Source organism: Bacillus sp. HU-1818, assembly GCF_022695965.1.
In the GTDB taxonomy this organism is placed as follows: Bacteria; Bacillota; Bacilli; order Bacillales; family Bacillaceae; genus Bacillus; species Bacillus atrophaeus.
Map to the genome: position 1 here is coordinate 34646 of NZ_JAAPBE010000009.1, position 20519 is coordinate 55164.

Below are 20519 nucleotides of genomic sequence, written 5' to 3' on the forward strand. Positions count from 1 at the left end.
TGAAAATATAGGATAATATTGCACAAATAGGTCATACCGCTGTTATCCCGGCATAAAATAAATAAAAAAGTGATCCTGAGCGCTCAGAATCACTTTTTTCTGTGTTATTTAACTAACGCAATTACTTCAATCTCCACTAACGCGTCCTTAGGGAGTCTGGCTACTTCAACGCAAGATCTGGCCGGTTTGTGAGTGTTGAAGTATTGTCCGTATACTTCATTAACTTCAGCAAACTGTTCCATATCAGCGATAAATACGGTAGCTTTCACAACTGTTTCAAAAGAAGCGCCCGCCTCTTCTAAAACTGCTTTCAGGTTGCTGAATACTTGATGAGTTTGCTCAGTAATGTCACCGTTTACCATTTCGCCGGCGGCAGTCAAGGGAATCTGGCCTGAACTGTAAAACATATTATTGACAATAATTCCTTGAGAATACGGTCCTATCGCTGCTGGTGCATGTTTTGTGTGGACTGCTTTTGTCATTTTTCTGTCTCCCCATTCTTTAAAAGGTTTTCTTTAAAAAAAACGCAGAAAATTGCCATTTTGAATCTCAATTGATTTATCTTTCATGTTGATTTTTGAAAGAGTAAGAAGAGACATATACTCATCTACGAGACGTTCATCTACTCCTTCAGCTTCAACCAAGACACCGATCCCCGCTACATTGGCATTGAACTCATCCAACAGGTTAATCATACCATTAATCGTGCCGCCCGCTTTCATAAAGTCGTCAATAATCAAAACGTTTGAACCCGTTTTCATACTTCTTTTCGCGAGAGACATGGTTTGAATACGATTAGAAGAGCCAGAAACATAGTTAATGCTGACTGTCGACCCTTCGGTTACTTTATTATCTTTTCGTACGATAACGACAGGAACATTAAGAAAGCTTGCAGCTGCATAAGCAAGCGGAATGCCTTTTGTTGCAACTGTCATGACAACATCTATATCCCTTTCCGCAAATACAGAAGCGAACAGCTTCCCTACTTTAGAAAGAACAGATGGTTTTCCTAAGATATCCGTTAAATATAAATAACCGCCCGGGAGGATACGCTCAGGGTTCACTAATGACTGTCCAAGTGTCTGCACAAACTCTTCCGCTTCAGCATGCTTGACCTTTGGAATATATTTGACTCCTCCAGCAGCTCCCGGAACAGTGAGCAATGTACCGATTCCTTGCTGCTCAAAGGTTTGTTTAATAATTGTTAAATCTTCACTGATAGATGATTTTGCAGATTGATACCTTTCCGAAAAAAAGGTCAATGGTATTAATTCGTGCGGATGGGTTAACAAATAATTTGTTAAGTCCACCAATCTGCCGCTCCGACGAAACTTCATGAACTTACCCCCAAAATCCGAATAATTTTAAAAATAATATAACTTAATATACGGATTTAATCAAGGGCATTCTGTTCGCCGATCATTCTGACAGCATAAACCTGGTCACAGAAACCTCTTAACCCGTTATATATTCTTTGCACCTTTGATTCATACTGAACCAGCCCGAAAACAGTCGGCCCGCTGCCGCTCATTAAAACGGCATCTGCCCCAAACCGCTTCATTTGATTTTTAATCATAGCCACTTCCGGATGCATATCAAGCGTTACGGATTCCAGCACATTTCCCAACTGGCCGCATACCTTCTGAAAACTCTTTTCTTCAATGGCCTCAATCATGCCGTTTACGTCCGGGTGCTCTACTTTATCAAGCTTTAATTGCCTATATACTTCTGCTGTGGACACACCTACAGTCGGCTTCGCAAGAATTACCCAGCAGTGCGGAGGCGCACTAATATGTCTGATTCTTTCTCCTCGCCCGGTCGCAAGTGCAGTTCCTCCATATACACAAAACGAGACATCTGATCCGATTTCAGCCCCAAGCTCTGCAAGCTCTTCAACAGAAAGGTTCAATTTCCACAGTCTGTTCAGCCCTCTGAGAGTAGCCGCTGCGTCGCTGCTTCCGCCTGCAAGGCCCGCTGCCACCGGAATCACCTTTGTGATCATGATGGAAACTCCTTTTTTCACCTTGTATCTGTCTTTGATAAGCTTGGCAGCCTGATAAGCCAAGTTTCTTTGGTCGTCTGGAACAAAGCGATTGTGTGAGGCTACCCTTACTTCATCCTCAGCAATCTCTGTCAGTTCAATCCGATCAGCCAGATCGATTGTTGTCATAATCATTTCTACTTCATGATAACCATCCGGGCGCTTTTTCGTGACGTCGAGTGACAGATTTATTTTGGCCGGCGCTTTTTCTAAAATACGCATAGCTTTCACCTACTTCTCCATCTAAACATAAGTATGAACATTGTATCACATTTGAAGAGCAGGAGGTATATACCGATAATGCCGGCAATCAAGTATTCATGATGAATTCAAAAAACCGGGGAACAAAAGTCCCCCGGGCCACTGCCTTATCGGTTATTCTGATTCTGAGCCATTTGCTGTTCGGCTAATTCAATTGCCCGCTTAACCATATTACCGGCATCACGAGCACGAATGCCTCCCCAACCTTCATTTTTTACGGTGTCGTAAAAACCAAGGTCTTTCGCCAGCTCATATTTAAACTCATCTGACATAACTCCACGACGTCTGCCCAAACGAAACAGCCCCTTTCAGAGATGATAGCCATTCGTGCACGCCACGATAAAACATGTGACCCTTTTATCATTTGTTTAATCAGATGAAACTTTCAAGAAAATTATTGGGAAATCATTTTTAGACAAAACAAAAAGCAGTGAACAAAAGATTCACTGCCCGTTAAAATGCCAATGAGCTTGCTGCATCATCATTGAATCGTAATTCAACCGTTGCAGTCAAAATATCTGCATAACTGTATGAAACTCTTTCAAACGAATTCTCGTCTTGGTCTAATTGTATCACAAAAACAGAAGGGTACGTCTCAGCTAAAATGCCCGAACGCTCAATCGTTTTTCGGCGGCCACCGTTTGCTTTTAACGTCAGCCGTTTACCTAAATTCCCATCAAGCGATCTTTTAATGTCGGACAACGTCTTCGCCATTGCATCCACCTCACTACACTTATTGTACAACAAGAGCCCATTTTTGTCAAATAAAATTTAAATTATATCAACGTTAATAAGCTATTGTCAACAAAATTATTTTGACAAAATTCTATGGATTCCTTTGATATTTTCCGCAAGTTTCGGTAAATTATGTATCATTATGTAAATTTAAAAACCCGCATACACGAAATATGCGGGTTTTTCATTTTATTGATTTGACTTAAACGGCATACCCACTCTAAGCACACCCCGTGTTTCAATGCCGCCTAATCCCTTTTCTCTGGTCAACGTGTTACGGAGCACATCCCATACATTGACCCGGTCCATAAAGGGCGTAAAACTGATTTTCGCTACGATATAAACGGGATCTAGGGCATGAATGTTCACCCTTGAAGGAGAGCTTGCAAAATTGGCTCCCGCTCTTATTAAGGATTCAAAATGCGATTGGCAGGCACCCGCAAAAATGACAAGCTGATCCAAGTGCGGCACTTTTCGCCTTGCTTTCTGAACTGTTTCGACAAAGTGCTTTGAATGTCTGTAGGCACTCAAATCATCAATACCGCCTTTTTGCTTGGAATAAGCGTCGTGCCCGGTGATGACTAAAATGTCAGGTCGATATTTGTCGAGTAATTCGTCAATTGAAGCGGCCATTTTCTTTTCATGGCAATGAATGCCGTAAACGGGTACACCTATTTTCTTGTAGACGGCGAGACATTTTTTCAAATATGCTTCATCACCATCCAAATGCAGCACTTTTCCCGGCATATGAAAATAGTGCTCTTGATGCTGATACTGGCTTGTGGCATGATACTCCTGTTTTTCACGAAGCAATTTATAATCTTGGCGAAGCAATTCAAGCGATTCATTCATCCTGGTCTCGTCTTTCTTTTTCCGCATCAGTTGCTCATCTTTTTGAACCGCCACCAAATCAGAAAAATCAGCATCTGCAATCAACCTCACTTCATCACCATGCAAAATAGCGATTGTATTACCCTTGCTTGTTTGTTCTATGCCTATAATCCGAAATAAAATATCCATTTGATAGGATTTTCTGGCTACCATATCCCCTATTTGAAATTGCATGTTACTCACTCCACACATAGACTAAGCCTCTTGAGAAAGAAAGAGCCTTTCTGAAGGCCCCTCTCTTCCCCTGCGTCGCCTGAAAAGTCCAAGCTTTCCTTACGGCTGAATATAAGGTCCTTCTCTAGCCTATGTGCCGGCAGTCCATGTGGTGACGCAAAATAAAAAAGCCCTCTTAGAAAAGGGCTTTATACAATCCATTAGACAAGGCCGCGAATTCATCAATGGACAATGCTTCGCCTCGGCGCTTGCCGTCAATTTGTGTTTCTTTCAAGACTTCCTCAATGATTGATTTCTTTTCTTTCCCTTGAGGAAGGTTGTTCACCAGGTTATTTAAAAGGGTTTTACGGCGCTGAGCAAAGCTTGCCTTAATCAACTGAAAGAAAAAGGCTTCATTCACCACATCGACAGCAGGACCCTCACGAAGCAGCAGCCGAATAACAGCTGAATCTACATTAGGCTGAGGGACAAATACCGTTTTCGGAACGGTCATTACTGTTTTAGCTTCGGTATAAAACTGCACGGCAATCGAAAGTGAACCATACTCCTTCGAAGACGGATCAGCCGCCATACGCTCCGCAACTTCTTTTTGCAGCATAACAACAATCCCTTTTAACGGAAGATTTTCTTCCAACAGCTTCATGATAATCGGAGTTGTTACATAATACGGAAGGTTTGCTACAACCATGATCTCATCACAATCATGAAATTGCTCTTCGATGACGGTCCGTACGTCAGCCTTTAGCACATCCTGATGAATGACGGTTACATTATCGTAAGGAGACAATGTATCTTTCAGAATCGGAAGAAGGCGCTGATCGATTTCAAAAGCGACGACCTGCTTTGCCCGTTTGGCTAGCTGTTCAGTTAAAGCCCCTATTCCCGGACCGATTTCAATCACACCGGTTCTCTCTGTCACTCCTGCATGATCCACGATTCTGTCTAAAATATTCGTGTCAATCAGGAAGTTCTGCCCTAAGCTCTTTTTAAAAGAAAAACCGTATTTTTTCAGTATTTCTTTCGTTCTAATCGGCGTCGCTATGTCTTTATTCATTCTGTTCCTCCCGCAGTACATCATCAAGTGCACTCATAAAATCGCTTTTTGTAATTTGAAACATTTGCAGCCGTTTCTGAAGTTGTTTTCCATTTGTATAGCCTATCTTTAATATATCGCCAAGCCTTTCACGACGGCGTTTTGCAGCAGAACCGCCAATCAGCCCGGCATGGATTAAATCTTCAGCAGCAATTTCGCTTGGCTGATCTTCCATTTCTTCATGAACATTTTGCAAGCAAGCTCTGATGCTTTCGATCGAAGCGTGCTCCACTCCGATTCCCCGTTTATTCTTAGGTTTGGCAAGATGCTTCGGCAAAAAGGCATGTTTGCATCCGGGAACAGCCTCAGATATCGTTTTACGGATTTTTTCGCCCGGAAAGTCAGGATCGGTCAAGATAATGACGCCCCTTGTCTCCTGCGCCAAGCGAACCTGTTTTATCACATGGTCTCCGATCGCTGAGCCGTTTGTTTCAATTGTATCCGCATCAACAGCCAGCTTTATACGCGCTGTATCGTCGCGACCTTCGACCACGATAATTTCTTTAATTTTCATTGCTGCCTCCACATAAAAAGTAAAAACTTTTTTATATTCAAACGAAACTTTTCCTCATTTTAAGCGTCTAATAAACAGAAAATACACTTTATCTATTATAACGAAAAAAACAGAGGGCACAAAACCCTCTGAATACATACTCAAATTTAGTTAAGAACTTTAATCGTGACTTGTTTGTTTCCCCATCGGTAAGCGGCCGATTTTTCAGGGAAAAAGACGTCAATTTTCTTTCCTTTAATAGCAGACCCAGTATCAGCGGCGATGGCATAGCCATACCCTTCCACATGGACTTTAGAGCCAAGCGGAATAACGTTGGGGTCAACTGCAATAACTTTAGCGTCCGGATTATTCTTTAGGTTGACACCCGTAGCCGTGTGGCCGGAACATCCGCTGCAGCTTGCCGTATAAGCCGTAGAAGATACAGTAAGCACTTTACCTGTTGATTCATTGCTGCGTGATACAGTGTCAGAAGCTTTATTATCAGCAGTTGATGCCGCGCCGACCTTTTCAATCTTCGGACTGGTTTGCTTTGTGCCGACAGCAATGACTTTATCTTCACTTTGTTCAGCTGTTTCTTCTTTTACAAGCTCTCTGGAAACTTCCTTGCCGTTTTCCTTCACAACATCATAATGTTTTTTGAGCTTGCCTTCTTTTCCTTTTTGAACGACCTTTTCTTTCCCTTGTTCAAGAGATGCGTCTTCTTTTTCTTTCACGTCAAACGCTATTTTTTCTTCAACTACATCGGTGACCTTTTCGATACGAGTAATGTGAATATCAGCCTTTCCTTTCGTCAGCTTATCGTCTAACGCAGGCTTGATTTTATCTTCGTCTTTTATGTTCATCTTCTGCTGTTTTAAAAAGTCAGCGACCGTAGTCGAAGTCGTCCATATCTTTTTCTCTTTCCCAGCGTCATTTACGGTAACCTGAAACGCGGGATCTATGGTTATCTTCATGTCTTTAGAGATTTCTGTATCTATTGCAGGATCTATTTGATCGTGTTCTTTCACATCAAAATCTTGTTCGTCCAGTAATGCACCGACTGTTTTTGCCGTTGTCCATAATGTCTTTTCTTCCCCGTCTCTTGTAAGCTCGACAGGTTTTGCAGCTGCATACACAACATTCATGTTAGCTGTTATCTTTGTCTGTTTAGAAGGGGTGATCTGGTCTTCTTCTCTTGTCTTTATGTCCAGAGCCTCTAAAAGCTCCCCTACAGTTTTTGCATGTGTGCGCATTTGTTCCTTTTTGCCATTGATAGAAACTGAGATTGGTTGTTTCGTGAGCTCATGAGCCCCATACGCGGTCCCGCTTCCTGCCAATAGCAAACAAGCAGCAATCAGAATGACTTTGCTTTTGCTAAGCTTTACGGAAAACAGCTTTTTCATTTTTTGTGTGATGAAAAACGCCTCCTTCTCCTCGGAGAGATTATATAGAGTATCTAAAAGGCTGTCAACCCTCCTTTCTTTTCCTCCCAAAAGCTCAGTGTGTATTCCTAATTATGCAAAACCGAACCTGGAAAAGGAAGAAAGACTTGTCGACAAACCTATCCTATGAGAAGAAGAAAGCGTGTAGAACTTTTTTGAATCGTCGCTAAAAAGGACAAGCCCCAACAAAAGGCAACAGCGTATGCTGTCAGTTTATGCGGAAAAGTCTTTTCGCGTTTTCTGTCGTGACAGCTGCCACTTCCTCATAAGTCATGCCCTTTAATTCAGCAATTTGTTCAGCGACATATTTAACATAACTTGGTTCATTTCTTTTTCCCCGAAAAGGGTGCGGCGTAAGAAAAGGACAATCTGTTTCAATCAATAAACGATCATTTGGAATTTCTTTTACAACTTCTTTTGGTTTTTTTGCATTTTTGAATGTCACCGGACCCCCGAAGGATAAATAAAAATTCATGTCCATACATTGCCGTGCGACTTCCACACTGCCTGTAAAGCAATGCATGATTCCCCCGACAGCCTCCGCGCCTTCCTCCTTCAATATGGTTACAACGTCCTCGGTTGCATCACGATTATGAATAATGATCGGAAGGCGAACTTCTTTTGCGAGAGCTATCTGTTTCCTAAAGACTTCCTTCTGCACATCTTTAGGTGATTTGTCCCAATGATAATCTAAGCCCATTTCACCAATAGCTACCACTTTTTCATGAGCGGACAGCTCCTTTATCCATAACAGGTCTTCATCCGTCATATCAATGGCATCAACCGGGTGCCAACCGATGGCAGCGTACATAAAATCATACTCCTCAATGAGTTCCATCGCCCGTGTGATTGTCGGACGGTCAAAACCTACCACTACAACATGGTCGACTTTTTCCTCTCTTGCCCGCTGAATCACTTCTTCTAAATCTGTATCATATTGTTCGGCATTTAAATGCACATGCGTGTCAAATAACATATATAAAAACTCCTTTCTTGTCGAAAACACAAAGGGTGTTCGACGAATTGTTACACGTGAAACACCCTTTGTTTGATATTATTTAATTCTTGTGCCTTTTGGTAAAGACTGGTCAATAGAGACGACTGATAACACGCCGTCAGCTTCTCCGGCAAGGATCATTCCTTGAGAAAGCTCTCCTCTTAGTTTGACTGGTTTTAAATTTGTTACACATATTAATTTCCTGCCGACAAGCTGTTCAGGAGTGTAATGCTTCGCAATTCCTGATACAACTTGGCGTTTTTCAAATCCAAGATCAAGTTGCAATTTCAATAATCGGTCAGCTTTTTTCACAGGTTCTGCTTGAAGGACTTCGGCTACCCGAAGCTCTACATCCATGAACTGATCAATTGTAATTTCAGGTAAACGATCGACCTCTTGCGGCTCTTCTTCTTTTGTCTCTTCTTGAGCCGGAGCTGTTCCTTGCATTTTTTCTTTGATGTAGGCAATTTCTTCTTCAGCTTCAAGACGAGGGAATAAAGGATCGCCTTTTTGTACTTTTGTTTTATTCAGCTGGCCAAAGCGCGTAATACTGTCCCAAGCTTTTAAAGCTTCGTCAGTTATGCCTAGCTGTGCAAACATTTTTTTCGGTGTTTTTGTTAAGAACGGCTGGAGTAGCACAGCTGAAATACGCAATGACTCAGCCAAGTGATACATAACAGATTGTAATTCTTTTTCTTTCGCCGGATCCTTAGCAAGCACCCATGGAGCAGTTTCATCAATATATTTATTTGTACGGCTGATCAGCTGCCATAATGTCGACAAGGCCACTGAGAATTCCATGTTTTCCATAGCACGTTCGTACGACTTTACCGTTTCTTCAGCAACGGATGAAAGAGTTTGGTCAAATTCAGTGATTGTCCCTTCATATGAACCAAGGTTTCCGTCAAAATATTTGTTGATCATCGCAACGGTACGGTTTAAAAGGTTTCCTAAGTCATTCGCCAAATCATAATTAATCCGTTCCACAAATCCTTCTGGCGTAAACACACCATCTGAGCCAAACGGCACTTCACGAAGAAGGTAATAACGAAGTTCATCTAAACCATATCGTTCAATCAATGTTACCGGATCAACGACATTCCCTTTAGATTTCGACATTTTTCCATCCTTCATCAGCAGCCAGCCATGTGCGAATACTTGCTTAGGCAATGGGAGATCAAGAGCCATCAGCATAATCGGCCAATAGATCGTATGGAAACGCACAATTTCTTTTCCGACTAAATGAACATCGGCAGGCCAATACTTCTGATAAAGCTCATCATTTTCAGTATCAAAGCCCAGTGCGGTTAAATAATTAAACAAGGCGTCGATCCATACGTACACGACATGCTTTGGATTTCCCGGAACCTTTACGCCCCAGTCAAAAGTGGTGCGTGAAACGGCTAGATCCTCTAGTCCAGGCTTAATAAAGTTGTTAATCATCTCATTTTTACGTGATTCCGGCTGAATGAAAGTAGGATTTTCCTCATAGAAAGCCAACAGACGATCCGCATATTTACTCATACGGAAGAAATAAGACTCCTCTTTAATTAATTCAACAGGATGGCCGCTGTCAGGGCTTTTTCCGCCGACTACTTCACCTTTTTCATTCCGTTCAATGTCAACAAGCTGTGTTTCTGTGTAGAACGTTTCATCTGGAATGCTGTACCAGCCTTCATATTCATCGAGATAGATGTCTCCGTTATCAAACAATTTTTGAAACACTTTTTCAATCACAACTTTATGCCGGCTCTCTGTCGTCCGAATAAAGTCATCGTTAGAGATTTCAAGCTGCTTCCATAGTTTTTGGATATCGGCCGCTGCACGGTCTACATATTCCTGCGGTGTAATATTTTCTTCTTCCGCTTTTTGCTGAATCTTTTGGCCGTGCTCATCCGTTCCCGTTAAATAGCGAACATCAAAACCCTTTAATCTTTTGTAACGTGCCATTGCATCTCCTGCAACTGTTGTGTAGGCATGGCCGATATGTAATTTTCCGCTCGGATAATAAATCGGTGTTGTAATATAGAATGTATTTTTGTCTTGCGGCATCTTGAAACCTCCCAATCAGAATGTCAAAAAAACTCCCGCCCAATGGACGAGAGCGGCTGTTAACTGATATACAATATGTTTTATATTTTGTCCTCTATCTATGATACCATCTTAGCCTTTAAGATCAAGGATATATACATTTGGAGAAAAAAGAGAATAAAAATTAAAAATCTTTAATGAAAATAAAAAAAGTCTGTTCATGTCGAATTTTGTCGTATATAATCTACTGATATAAAAAACTTTGGTTCGAAAGTCTTGATTTAAAAGCTTTTTTAGTAGGATAATGGCTTTATGAAAGAGCATATAAAAGCTGTTATTTCAGTATTTTCAAGGACTTTATTGACTATAAGAACTAATTCTTACAAACAATAGTAAACAAAATGATTGACGATTATTGGAAACCTTGATATGCTATGAATGTAAGGATTTTGTCGAATAATGACGAAGATAATTATAATTTACAAATAAGTATCTCTTGGGAGGAGAATGTTTATGAAATCTACTGGTATCGTACGTAAAGTTGATGAACTAGGACGTGTAGTTATTCCTATCGAACTGCGCCGTACACTTGGAATCGCAGAAAAAGACGCTCTTGAAATTTATGTTGATGATGAAAAAATCATCCTTAAAAAATATAAGCCTAACATGACTTGCCAAGTAACTGGTGAAGTTTCTGACGATAACCTTAAACTTGCAGGCGGTAAATTGGTTCTTAGCCAAGAAGGCGCTGAGCAAATCATTAAAGAAATCCAAAACCAGCTTCAAAGCCAAAAATAAGCTGACTTTTTAAAAAAAGCCGTTCTTGTCGCGAGACAAAAACGGCTTTTTTTATTGCTGAATATGATAAGCGTCATAAATCTCCCGCTTTGGGACATTGCGGTCAACAGATGCTTTTTTAATAGCTTCTTTAGACGTGGCCCCTTTTTCAATATAATGCTCCACATGTTCTTTTTCAGTAAGGTTTTCCCACCATTGAATCTCTTCCTCTGGTTCTGTGTTCCTATTTCCTTCGACAACAAGACAAAACTCACCGCGAATTTGATCTTCACCGGCCCATTTTATGGCTTCGGAAATCGTACCTCTGATAAATTCTTCATACTTCTTAGTCAGCTCTCGTGTCACCGCAATTTCCCGATCACCTAAAGCATCTAGCATGAGCGACAGTGTTTCCTTTAACCTGTGCGGAGCTTCATAGAAAATGATCGTCTCTTGACGCTTTTTCAGGATCTCCAGTTCTTTCTTCTTTTCTTTCTTTTGTCTGTTTAGGAATCCATAGAAGAAAAAGGGCTGCGGAACGATACCGGAAGCAGTCAGCGCTGTTAATGCGGCGTTCGCTCCAGGCAATGGAACAACATAGCCGCCGATTTCCGTAAAATCCCTGACGATTTCCGCTCCCGGATCAGAAATGGTCGGCATTCCCGCATCACTGACTAACGCGACATTTTTCCCGGATTTCAGCCATTCAATAATTTTATAGCCGCTGCTTTCCTTATTGTGTTCGTGATAACTGACGAGTGAAGTTTCTATCTCATATACATGGCAGAGTTTCTTTGTTTGTCTGGTGTCTTCGGCAGCGATCACATCCACTGACTTCAGAGTGTTTACTGCCCGGAATGTCATATCTTCTAAATTGCCGATAGGGGTTGGGACAAGATAGAGAATCCCCATTTCCGACTTTCCATTAAAGCTCATTTGGCGCCTTAACATAGACTGCCTCCTTGCTGTTCCGTTTTTCTTCTATATAAAGTTCTTTTTTCTTGCGTGTCAGCGTTTTGAAATAATATTCAACCTGCATCGCTTCCCGCTTAGTTGAGTATGCTTCTGCAAATAGTAATTCAACAGGCCGTCTTGCTCTTGTATACTTTGCGCCCTTTCCATCGTTGTGTGTTTTCAGGCGTTTTTGCAGATCATTTGTATATCCTGCATATAGACTGTTGTCCTTACATTTCAAAACGTAAAAGTAATGATTATTTGTCTCCATATAAAATGGTCCTGATTTCTTTTGTATATTCATTTTGATCATCATACACAAATAGCGGAGGGAGTATTTTTAAGTCAGGACGCCCGCCTTTTATGCCTTCTACTAAAATGGTGTTTGCTTCTTTGCCCTGTTTAGGATACACAAACTGAACACGTTTCGGTTCAATTTGATATGCTTTCATCAGTTCAAAAATCTCCAAAAGCCTTCCCGGCCGGTGAACAAGCGCAGCTTTTCCTCCCTGCTTTAACAGTTTGCTGCTGACGGAAATGACATCCTCAAGCGTGCAGTGAATTTCATGCCTGGCTATTCTGAGATGCTCATTCAAATTTTGTTCTGTTTGTTTCGGTGTTTTAAAATAAGGCGGATTACATGTGACCACGTCATATTTATTGTGCCCCAGCTCTTCCGGCATATTTTTCAAATCTTCATGAATGATCTTAATTTGGTTTTGCAGTTTATTAAACTCCACACTGCGAACCGCCATATCATGCAATCTTTCCTGAATTTCAACTCCAATGATGTCTGCTTTTGACCTCGTGCTTAACAAAAGAGGCACAATGCCGTTGCCCGTACATAAATCCACTATTTTTCCTTTTTGAATCGGCACATATGCAAACTTCGATAACAGCACCGCATCTAAAGAAAAAGCAAACACCGTGGGGCTTTGTACAATTTTCATGTCTTCTGCCAACAAATAATCCAATCTCTCGTCATCACGTAATGAAACCATAATCCTACCCTTTCAGCAATCTTTGAAAAAGGCTCCCGTCTGCAGCGGAAGCCTTTTCCCTATTTTTTATTTAAGAATGACAGACAGAAGAGACAATCTTCTTTTCGCACACTTCCATAGTGAACGTTACAGATATGAAAGCCTTCTTGATACAGCCGGGCCAGATTATCGTAACCTTCTCCTATATCAGTCTGCTCTGTCTTCTGTGTTTTTGTTTCTTTTTGATCCGCTTCGAATTTTTCAATTCTTTGCGTCGTATCTTCCAGCCTTTTGCGCAAATGCTCATTTTCAAGCTGTAAATGATGATTTTCTTCAATCATCTCTCCAATATGCTGCTTTAAATCACCCAGCTGGCGGTAAAGCGATCCGATTTGTTCTTCCAGGTTTATGACTGTATCAAATAACTCTTTTTTATCCAAGGTTCCACACCTCGTTAATCTGTGGTTTGCGCGGATACGACGCCCTCTTCCAAGAGCTCTTCCCAAGTATATTCTATCACTTTTTCACGGTTCTTCAGTTCCACCTGAAGCACCCGTTCCAGAATATTAAGTCCGACAACCTTCGCAGGGCCGTTCGCTGTCTTAATCATTTCCCCTATATCCGGCAGCTGTTCCTTTGCTGTCTCATACTCATCGTTCTCGTATTTCAGACAGCACATTAGACGGCCGCATAGACCGGAAATCTTAGTTGGATTCAAGGATAAATTTTGATCCTTCGCCATCTTGATGGATACCGGTTCAAAATCACCCAGAAACGTTGAGCAGCACAGCATTCTTCCGCAAGGACCGATTCCTCCGAGCATTTTCGCCTCGTCTCTGACTCCGATCTGGCGCAGTTCAATCCTTGTTTTAAAAATGGACGCCAAATCCTTAACAAGTTCTCTAAAGTCGACTCTTCCATCGGCTGTGAAATAAAAAATCACTTTATTGCGGTCAAATGTAAATTCCACATCAACCAGTTTCATATCCAAGCCATGGTCACTTACTTTTTTCTGACATACTTCAAATGCCGAAAGGGCTTCTTGCTTATTTTCTTCTACAATGAGAAGATCGCGCTCATCTGCGACGCGGATTACTTTACGAAGCGGAAGCACGACATCATGCTCATCCACCTGTTTATTTGCTATGACAACCTGCCCGTATTCTACACCTCTGACGGTTTCTACGATGACACAGCTGTCATGTTCTATATCAAATCCGTTTGGATCAAAATAATAAATCTTCCCCGCTTTCTTAAAGCGGACTCCAATTACGTTGTACAAGCTTATCCCTCCTGCAACGTTAACACCAAGTGCTCCATTAATCCTTGCACATTCACATTGGAATGAAGCCGTTTTTTTGCTTCTAAAACAGCGAGAATTTGGTTCGTAACGCTTTGTTGTGTTGATTGTAGCGCGTGCTGTTTTATTGATTGGAATAAGTCTTGATAAATCAGTTTATCTTCATTTCCTATTTGGATGGATAACACATCACGATATATCAATAAGAGCATATCAAGACCCATTTCTTGATGGGCTTTCTCCTTGAAAAAGGGCATCCATTGATCTTGAATAAAGAAAAAGGCATGTCCTTTCCGCTGGTGTAAGACTTCATACAATTTTATCACTTTCGCTCTCGACTCTGCAAACTCATCATTTCGACTTAATTCGACGGCTTCCGATACATTATTGGTCATATTCGCCAAAAGCCTTGCCATATGCGGCGATACGTCCTGTTCTGCCAGTCTGTCTTCTATCGCTTTTGGCTGTAAAGGCTGAAATGATAGGGTTTGGCACCGAGAGATAATGGTATCTAACAACTTTTGCGGCTGCTCTGTCATCAAGACAGCCATTGTATCTTTATTTGGTTCCTCTAAAAATTTCAACAGACTGTTCGCTGCGTTTGCCGTCATTTTGTCTGCATGCGAAATAATGTAGAGCTTTTTATGCGATTCGAGCCCTGTTTTTGAGAACTCTTCTTGCAGTGCCTGAATTTGCGCCTTTTTTATAGATAAACCGTCGGGATGGACAACATGTAAATCGGGATGGTTTCCCGATTCGATCCTTTTGCAGTTCCGGCAGTTCTCACACGGTTCCGCTCCGTCCTCAAGGCAAAAAAAGCTCTTGGCAAGCAGCAATGCCGCATCTAACTTCCCCGTTCCTTTTCTTCCTTCAAACAAATAAGCGTGGGACAGTCTGTCTTTATCTATACTATTATGCAAAAGCCTCATTACTCTGGGCTGCTGCTCCGTCATTTCTTTCCAGGTTATTGCCATTGTATCACTCTCTATGTGTAAAGGTTAATCAATAAACCTTTTATTTCGCCAATACGTTCCAGCAAATCAATTGCCGGCTGTTCCTGATTCATCATCTCTTCTGTGAGCTGAATCAGTTTCTCATCAATTTCTTTTACAATTCCCAGTTTTCTGCTGTTTCCATATAGGTCGAAACTTCTGGCTGTTTCATGCGATAAGCCATTATCTACAGCTTCTTTGACAAAACGCTTTACTAATCCTTTGAACCTGGCCAGGTCTTTAAAGTTTCTGGATTTTGTCAGTCTTTTTCCGAACGCTTCTATATCACTTAAAAGCCTTGTCAGCTGGTCAAACTTCAGTTTGCTGCTTTGGCTGTCCATGGATGTTTTAAAAGACGCAGAGATATCTGCTGATTTCACAGAAGGAAGCTGCTTTTTTTCTACTATTGTACGTATATCTTGATTAATTTTCACGATTTCAAATCCTTAAAATTGATGAAATTCATCGACCGGAAGGACAAATACCGTCGCACCGCCAACTTCAACTTCAACTGGATAAGGGACGTAGGAATCTGCATTTCCGCCCATTGGAGAGACAGGCGCAATCATCTGATCACGTTTTCTTCCATTTTCTTTAATGAGATTGAGCGCTTTTTCTACACGAATATCTTCCACACCAATCATAAATGTCGTATTTCCCGATTTTAGAAATCCTCCGGTAGTAGCCAATTTGGTTACTCTAAAGTTGTGGTCGGTTAACGTCTTTAAAAGCCTGTTGCTATCCTGGTCCTGTACAACTGCAACTATTAATTTCATCTTGAAGGCCTCCTTTTGATTGGAAACAACATGAATCACTTACATTATTATATCAACTAATGAGAAACAGGTCACAACTGAATTTTTTTCAATGCTTCATTTATAACGAGTTGGACGTCTTGAATCACGCGCTCTTTTGATTGTGAAGCATCTATTGTGCGGAATCTTTTAGGAAAACGCTTCATTAATTCATGATACCCTTCTCGCACTCTTGTATGAAAGCTAAGCTCTTCAAGATCAAGACGGTTTTTTTCCCTCAATCCATTAGCATGAATCCGGCTTAAGCCTTCTTCCGGCTTGATTGAGAAATAAATGGTCAAGCTAGGCATCATATCTCCGATGGCAAATTCATTGATTGAGAGAACCTCATCGATTCCAAGACCTCTGGCATAACCTTGGTAGGCCAATGAACTATCAATAAATCGATCACATAGAACGATATGTCCCTGTTCCAAAGCCGGCTTCACTTTCTCCACCAAATGCTGGCGTCTTGCTGCTGCATAAAGCAGAGCTTCCGTTTTTGCATCCATCAGAGTATTTTTTTCATTCAAAATGACCTCTCGAATCTGTTCTGCAATGTCTATGCCGCCTGGCTCCCGCGTAGCCGTGACCTGAAGGCCTCTAGCTGCAAGTGATTTTTTGATTTCCTGAAGAACAGTCGTTTTTCCTGCTCCTTCAGGGCCTTCAAATGTAATAAATAAACCGCTCATGATTTCTCCTCTTCTATATATACGAGTAATTGATTTTCTTTCATTTTCATACTGCCCTGAATGTGCGCGTTCATGTTGATTAAGCTGGACAGCTTTTGGACGCTTTCTTCCGTTATTCTTTCTCCCGCCATAATCAGCGGGATTCCCGGCGGATACGGAATAATATTTTCTGCATTCAGCCGGCCCGCCGCTGCTTCAATCTCTATATATTCTTTTTTGAAACCGATTAAAGTCTTTTTATCATATGGAAGAGCAGTCACAAGCGGAAACGCCAAATCAACAGAAACAGACACGAGATCTGGAGGTGTATCTTCGATCGATTGCTGAACTTGTTGGACTACATTAGCAGGTAATTTTCTTTTTCCTCCCAGCGGAAGAATAAGCAGCACCTGTTTTTCATCTGCAAGTTCAGAAAATATATTTACACTTTCTAATATTCTTTGCAGCGTGTAACCTGAATGACCGCGCCTTGACCGAATCGAAAGTTTCAGAGGATCAGTCTGAATATGGGGGCTGACAGGTTCAATTACTTCAATTTGCGGGATTGAAGCAAACGTTTGTTTAAAATGGTCTAAATGCTGCAAAATTCCTGAAAGCTTTTTTTCCTCGATGACATGCTGTACATAAGCTCTGGCTATATCCAAAGATGCCATAATGGGATAGGAGGGACTGCTGCTCTGCAAACTGCCCAAGTAATAGGCCAGCTTGTCTCTGTTGATCAGACAGCTGTTTACATGCAGATAAGAGCCCATTGTCATAGCAGGAAGGGTTTTATGCGCAGATTGAACAACCACATCCGCTCCCATTTGCAACGCAGATACAGGAAAGGGCTCGCCAAGAACAAAATGTGCGCCATGTGCTTCATCTACAAGAACAGGGATGCCGTGCTGATGCGCTTTTGCAATGACAGCCGTCAAATCAGCGGTATGTCCATAATAAGTTGGGTTCGTCAGCACAAGACCTTTAGCTGTCGGATAAGCTGCAATGGCTTCTTCAATTATCGCTAAAGGAACGTGTGTCGGCACATTCATTGCTTCATCCATTTCGGGTGATACATATATCGGCTTTGCCCCTGCCATATCTACGGCATGAAATACTGATTTATGACAATTTCTTTGAATCAATATTGAATCACCAGGTTCGCAAACAGATAAAATCATCGCCAGATTTCCCACTGTCGTGCCATTCACGAGAAAAAAACTTTCGTCTGACCTATACAGACTTGAGACGAGATCTTGCGCTTCCTGAATCACTCCTGAAGGCTGATGCAAGTCGTCAAGCCCTGCAATCTCAGTCATATCAATAGTGAGAAGGGAATGATATATAGATTTAGCTTCATCAAAAAAGACATCTCCATTGTGATGTCCCGGAACGTGAAACGAATAAGCGTTTGTTTGCGCATGATTAACTAATGCAGTATATAAAGGTGTGTTCATCGAAACAATCCTTTGAATAGTTGGTAAGAGCACCCAGTATAAATAACCGAGGCATGCTCTTATTATATCGTGCATGTGACAGAACTTAAAGCTTAGACTTTTGGTAACTGATTGTTTTGGCTGGCTTTCATAGTCAAAAGTTTTTGCTTTAAATCGCCTTCCATCATCATAAGCTCCTCTTCAGCCTTCCGGCGTTTCAACCTGCCCTCTTCTTGAATGGTCAAAGTTTCTTCAAGTGTACTGATCAAGCTTTCCTGTACTTTTTTTAATGTATCAACATCTACCAGACCGCGTTCATTGGCTTTTGCTGTTTCAATTGTATTGGTTTTTAACAGCTCAGCATTTTTCACCAGCAGTTCATTTGTTGTATCGGAAACTTTTTGCTGAGCATCAACGGCACTTCGTTGGCGCAAAAGAGTTAATGCGATCGCCACTTGATTTTTCCAAAGCGGAATGGCCGTCACGATAGATGATTGAATTTTTTCTGCTAATGTCTGGTTTGTGTTTTGAATAAGCCGTATTTGCGGAGCGCTCTGAATGGTTATTTGCCTGCTCAACAGTAAATCATGAACTCGTTTATCCAGCCTGTCAGCAAATTGAACCATATCGTTCACTTCTTGAACCGCCATCTGATTATGCTCACTTGATTCAGCTTGTTTCTTCAGCTCAGGAATGATCTTTGTTTTTAATTCTTCAATTTTAAGCTCGCCTGCGGCTATATAAATATTTAAAGCGGCAAAGTACTCTTTATTCTTTTCATAAAGCTGCTCTAGCAATTTATTATCACTGATTAAAGCATTTTTAGAATGCTCCAGCTTCAAGCTGATTCTGTCAATCTGCACACTCGTTTTTTGGTACCTTGAGAGAACTTCCTGGACAGAGTTTGATACTTTTCCAAACATACGGGAAAAGAAGCGCTTTTTCTTCGATTGCAGATCGTCAGGATTCACTTGTTCAAGCTTTTTCATCAGCTCTCCCAAAATAACTCCCACTTCCCCGACATCTTTCTTTTGCACATGGTCAATCATAGAGTGTGAGAAGTTCAGCAGCTTGGATTGAGCCTGTGATCCATATAAAACGATGCTTTGCATATTTTTTGGGTCAATTTGGGTCGCAAGCTGAAACGCCTTTTCTTTATTTTCTTCAGGCAGCACATCAACTAGCCTGATCTGCTGTTCTTCCTTTTTTGGGCGTTCCTGGGGTGAAGGAATGCCATTTTCCCCAAATGGATCTGATAATAGATCGTCAAATGCAGCTTCTCTTTTTTGAACCTCCTGATGATCTTTACTCAATTCACTTTCCTCCTTTCTTTCATTTTTTTAAAGAATGCTTCGCTATATCTAATTCAAAGTGCAAATCATCAATATCTTCTTCCATCACAAGATTTAGATCTTCTTCTAAACGCTTTGTCAGCTCAGCGAGTGTTATCCGTGTTTCACTCAACGACATGGAAAGAGCTTTGTTTTTTCGCGGATGAGTTGAAAGAAAGCTGTACTTTTCAATCAGTTCCACAATTGAATCAAGAGTCTGGTAAAAAAAACGCTCTGCTTGATAAAACCGCTTCGGTTCTTTTTTTACAAGGACATAAATTCTTCTTACGATCCTCAGCATTTCTGCATTTTGCTTAAATATCTGAATGCTTTTTGCCTGAAAGAGCGCTTTTCTCAATCGTATGATTTTACCTCTTGCTTCCTCAAGACTTTTCCTGATATAGATATACTCTTTTCTCGTCAGCTGATGTTTTTTCAAAAAGAGGCGTTTGGAATACCAGCTCCCGGCAGAAAGTGCAGCTCCGCCTGCCGCTACTCCATAGATAAGTGATAAGAAAAAGGATTGATTCAATACAAAAAAGCTCATAAATCCTATAAAAAAAGAAGTCGTACCGCTTGCTAAGATCCATATCAAAAAACGAAGAAATGGTTTCATTACATGATCGACTCCTATAACATACTTTTTATTTACTATTATTATCTACTACGTTTGGTCTCTAAACAAGTTTCATCTTCTTTATAGTATCAATTCCTTTCTCTAAAGTGAAAGGCGTTGATCAAAATCCTCAATAAAAAAAGACCTGTTCAGGTCTAAGAATATAATGGCGGTGTATGAATACTTTTTAGCTTTTTCACATAAAAGGCATAGTCTGGGTCTGATGTTGAAGTGGAGATTACCTTTTTTTCACAATCTGAACATATAAATTTTGTATAAATATGAATCCCTCTATTTTTCTTATGATCACAAACAATACAAGTTTCCCCATGATTGGACGTTTCGCTCATTATCCCACCTCCGTACTGTATAGCCTTCCCCCAAAACAAACATTGTATACAATATTTAGATGTTTTTGAAGTTTGCAATTAGTATATGGGCAGTTTAGGCTTTCGGTGTCTGTATATGTTTATATTTAAATGGTCATAAAACAAAAAACCCAGTTCAACA

General features: G+C 41.0%; 24 protein-coding genes and 1 pseudogene. 1 reads left to right on the top strand and 24 read right to left on the bottom strand.

Going from position 1 to position 20519, the window contains the following annotated elements; translation table 11 throughout:
• Positions 1-104: 104 nt before the first annotated feature.
• The 11 genes and pseudogenes from ridA to metG form a co-directional block, all read right to left on the bottom strand.
• Complete coding sequence (ridA, locus tag GXP75_RS20850) at positions 105-482, bottom strand: 2-iminobutanoate/2-iminopropanoate deaminase (RefSeq protein WP_088116347.1); 378 nt, start codon at positions 480-482, stop codon at positions 105-107.
• Positions 479-1337: pseudogene (gene purR, locus GXP75_RS20855) on the bottom strand (pur operon repressor). The gene ridA and the pseudogene purR overlap by 4 nt, the downstream one beginning before the upstream one ends.
• Before the next feature lie 56 nt (positions 1338-1393).
• Positions 1394-2263: a 4-(cytidine 5'-diphospho)-2-C-methyl-D-erythritol kinase gene (gene ispE / locus GXP75_RS20860; RefSeq protein WP_003328587.1), complete on the bottom strand. Its 870-nt coding sequence runs from the start codon at positions 2261-2263 to the stop codon at positions 1394-1396.
• A gap of 146 nt (positions 2264-2409) precedes the next feature.
• Complete coding sequence (locus GXP75_RS20865; protein WP_003328588.1) at positions 2410-2595, bottom strand: small, acid-soluble spore protein, alpha/beta type; 186 nt, start codon at positions 2593-2595, stop codon at positions 2410-2412.
• Between the two features lie 160 nt (positions 2596-2755).
• Positions 2756-3016: a biofilm formation stimulator Veg gene (gene veg / locus GXP75_RS20870; protein WP_003328589.1), complete on the bottom strand. Its 261-nt coding sequence runs from the start codon at positions 3014-3016 to the stop codon at positions 2756-2758.
• 210 nt (positions 3017-3226) lie between these two features.
• Positions 3227-4102, bottom strand: a complete 876-nt coding sequence (gene yabG, locus GXP75_RS20875) for a sporulation peptidase YabG (RefSeq protein WP_061571118.1) — start codon at positions 4100-4102, stop codon at positions 3227-3229.
• Between the two features lie 175 nt (positions 4103-4277).
• Positions 4278-5156, bottom strand: coding sequence for a 16S rRNA (adenine(1518)-N(6)/adenine(1519)-N(6))-dimethyltransferase RsmA (rsmA, locus tag GXP75_RS20880; protein ID WP_003328591.1), 879 nt, complete (start codon positions 5154-5156; stop codon positions 4278-4280).
• Entirely contained in the window at positions 5149-5709 is a 561-nt protein-coding gene (gene rnmV, locus GXP75_RS20885; protein WP_003328592.1) for a ribonuclease M5, read from the bottom strand. The genes rsmA and rnmV overlap by 8 nt, the downstream gene beginning before the upstream one ends.
• 146 nt (positions 5710-5855) lie before the next feature.
• Positions 5856-7181 (bottom strand): G5 and 3D domain-containing protein, encoded by a 1326-nt coding sequence (locus tag GXP75_RS20890; protein ID WP_242557765.1) that lies wholly within the window; start codon positions 7179-7181, stop codon positions 5856-5858.
• 157 nt (positions 7182-7338) lie between these two features.
• The gene (locus tag GXP75_RS20895) at positions 7339-8106 is read right to left on the bottom strand and encodes a TatD family hydrolase (protein ID WP_010787391.1); all 768 of its coding nucleotides are present in this window, start codon (positions 8104-8106) and stop codon (positions 7339-7341) included.
• A 78-nt stretch (positions 8107-8184) separates the two neighbouring features.
• Positions 8185-10179 carry a methionine--tRNA ligase gene (gene metG, locus GXP75_RS20900; RefSeq protein WP_061571115.1) on the bottom strand — a complete coding sequence of 665 codons (1995 nt, stop codon included), beginning with the start codon at positions 10177-10179 and terminating at the stop codon, positions 8185-8187.
• Between the two features lie 486 nt (positions 10180-10665).
• Between metG and abrB the strand changes: the two genes are divergently transcribed.
• Positions 10666-10956: a transition state genes transcriptional regulator AbrB gene (gene abrB / locus GXP75_RS20905; protein ID WP_087941801.1), complete on the top strand. Its 291-nt coding sequence runs from the start codon at positions 10666-10668 to the stop codon at positions 10954-10956.
• 51 nt (positions 10957-11007) lie between these two features.
• Here the strand turns inward: abrB and rsmI are convergent, their stop codons facing one another.
• The 13 genes from rsmI to GXP75_RS20970 all read right to left on the bottom strand — a co-directional run bounded on the left by rsmI (position 11008) and on the right by GXP75_RS20970 (position 20359).
• Positions 11008-11886, bottom strand: coding sequence for a 16S rRNA (cytidine(1402)-2'-O)-methyltransferase (gene rsmI / locus GXP75_RS20910; RefSeq protein WP_214919247.1), 879 nt, complete (start codon positions 11884-11886; stop codon positions 11008-11010).
• A complete protein-coding gene (locus tag GXP75_RS20915) occupies positions 11861-12160 on the bottom strand; it encodes a GIY-YIG nuclease family protein (RefSeq protein WP_061571113.1) in 300 nt (99 codons plus the stop codon). The genes rsmI and GXP75_RS20915 overlap by 26 nt, the downstream gene beginning before the upstream one ends.
• On the bottom strand, positions 12147-12890 hold the full coding sequence (locus GXP75_RS20920) for a tRNA1(Val) (adenine(37)-N6)-methyltransferase (protein ID WP_061571112.1): 744 nt from the start codon (positions 12888-12890) through the stop codon (positions 12147-12149). The genes GXP75_RS20915 and GXP75_RS20920 overlap by 14 nt, the downstream gene beginning before the upstream one ends.
• 59 nt (positions 12891-12949) lie before the next feature.
• A complete protein-coding gene (gene yabA / locus GXP75_RS20925) occupies positions 12950-13309 on the bottom strand; it encodes a replication initiation-control protein YabA (protein ID WP_061571111.1) in 360 nt (119 codons plus the stop codon).
• 14 nt (positions 13310-13323) lie between these two features.
• Positions 13324-14151, bottom strand: a complete 828-nt coding sequence (gene ricT, locus GXP75_RS20930) for a competence/sporulation regulator complex protein RicT (protein ID WP_061571110.1) — start codon at positions 14149-14151, stop codon at positions 13324-13326.
• 2 nt (positions 14152-14153) lie between these two features.
• On the bottom strand, positions 14154-15143 hold the full coding sequence (holB, locus tag GXP75_RS20935; protein WP_150225156.1) for a DNA polymerase III subunit delta': 990 nt from the start codon (positions 15141-15143) through the stop codon (positions 14154-14156).
• Between the two features lie 11 nt (positions 15144-15154).
• Positions 15155-15595 (bottom strand): YaaR family protein, encoded by a 441-nt coding sequence (locus GXP75_RS20940; protein ID WP_061571108.1) that lies wholly within the window; start codon positions 15593-15595, stop codon positions 15155-15157.
• Positions 15596-15607: 12 nt separating this feature from the next.
• On the bottom strand, positions 15608-15937 hold the full coding sequence (gene darA, locus GXP75_RS20945; protein ID WP_003328606.1) for a cyclic di-AMP receptor DarA: 330 nt from the start codon (positions 15935-15937) through the stop codon (positions 15608-15610).
• A gap of 71 nt (positions 15938-16008) precedes the next feature.
• Positions 16009-16647 (bottom strand): dTMP kinase, encoded by a 639-nt coding sequence (tmk, locus tag GXP75_RS20950; RefSeq protein ID WP_242557766.1) that lies wholly within the window; start codon positions 16645-16647, stop codon positions 16009-16011.
• On the bottom strand, positions 16644-18083 hold the full coding sequence (locus GXP75_RS20955) for an aminotransferase class I/II-fold pyridoxal phosphate-dependent enzyme (RefSeq protein WP_242557767.1): 1440 nt from the start codon (positions 18081-18083) through the stop codon (positions 16644-16646). The genes tmk and GXP75_RS20955 overlap by 4 nt, the downstream gene beginning before the upstream one ends.
• 92 nt (positions 18084-18175) lie before the next feature.
• Positions 18176-19375 (bottom strand): toxic anion resistance protein, encoded by a 1200-nt coding sequence (locus GXP75_RS20960; protein ID WP_242557768.1) that lies wholly within the window; start codon positions 19373-19375, stop codon positions 18176-18178.
• A 19-nt stretch (positions 19376-19394) separates the two neighbouring features.
• Entirely contained in the window at positions 19395-20009 is a 615-nt protein-coding gene (locus GXP75_RS20965) for a 5-bromo-4-chloroindolyl phosphate hydrolysis family protein (protein ID WP_242557769.1), read from the bottom strand.
• Positions 20010-20164: 155 nt separating this feature from the next.
• Positions 20165-20359, bottom strand: coding sequence for a sigma factor G inhibitor Gin (locus tag GXP75_RS20970; RefSeq protein ID WP_061571103.1), 195 nt, complete (start codon positions 20357-20359; stop codon positions 20165-20167).
• Positions 20360-20519 lie beyond the last annotated feature (160 nt).

Coding starts and splice junctions, on each gene's coding strand:
- ridA (WP_088116347.1), bottom strand. CDS start 482: ATGACAAAAGCAGTCCACACAAAACATGCACCAGCAGCGATAGGACCG.
- ispE (WP_003328587.1), bottom strand. CDS start 2,263: ATGCGTATTTTAGAAAAAGCGCCGGCCAAAATAAATCTGTCACTCGAC.
- veg (WP_003328589.1), bottom strand. CDS start 3,016: ATGGCGAAGACGTTGTCCGACATTAAAAGATCGCTTGATGGGAATTTA.
- yabG (WP_061571118.1), bottom strand. CDS start 4,102: ATGCAATTTCAAATAGGGGATATGGTAGCCAGAAAATCCTATCAAATG.
- rsmA (WP_003328591.1), bottom strand. CDS start 5,156: ATGAATAAAGACATAGCGACGCCGATTAGAACGAAAGAAATACTGAAA.
- rnmV (WP_003328592.1), bottom strand. CDS start 5,709: ATGAAAATTAAAGAAATTATCGTGGTCGAAGGTCGCGACGATACAGCG.
- GXP75_RS20895 (WP_010787391.1), bottom strand. CDS start 8,106: ATGTTATTTGACACGCATGTGCATTTAAATGCCGAACAATATGATACA.
- metG (WP_061571115.1), bottom strand. CDS start 10,179: ATGCCGCAAGACAAAAATACATTCTATATTACAACACCGATTTATTAT.
- abrB (WP_087941801.1), top strand. CDS start 10,666: ATGTTTATGAAATCTACTGGTATCGTACGTAAAGTTGATGAACTAGGA.
- rsmI (WP_214919247.1), bottom strand. CDS start 11,886: ATGTTAAGGCGCCAAATGAGCTTTAATGGAAAGTCGGAAATGGGGATT.
- GXP75_RS20915 (WP_061571113.1), bottom strand. CDS start 12,160: ATGGAGACAAATAATCATTACTTTTACGTTTTGAAATGTAAGGACAAC.
- GXP75_RS20920 (WP_061571112.1), bottom strand. CDS start 12,890: ATGGTTTCATTACGTGATGACGAGAGATTGGATTATTTGTTGGCAGAA.
- holB (WP_150225156.1), bottom strand. CDS start 15,143: ATGGCAATAACCTGGAAAGAAATGACGGAGCAGCAGCCCAGAGTAATG.
- darA (WP_003328606.1), bottom strand. CDS start 15,937: ATGAAATTAATAGTTGCAGTTGTACAGGACCAGGATAGCAACAGGCTT.
- tmk (WP_242557766.1), bottom strand. CDS start 16,647: ATGAGCGGTTTATTTATTACATTTGAAGGCCCTGAAGGAGCAGGAAAA.
- GXP75_RS20955 (WP_242557767.1), bottom strand. CDS start 18,083: ATGAACACACCTTTATATACTGCATTAGTTAATCATGCGCAAACAAAC.
- GXP75_RS20965 (WP_242557769.1), bottom strand. CDS start 20,009: ATGAAACCATTTCTTCGTTTTTTGATATGGATCTTAGCAAGCGGTACG.
- GXP75_RS20970 (WP_061571103.1), bottom strand. CDS start 20,359: ATGAGCGAAACGTCCAATCATGGGGAAACTTGTATTGTTTGTGATCAT.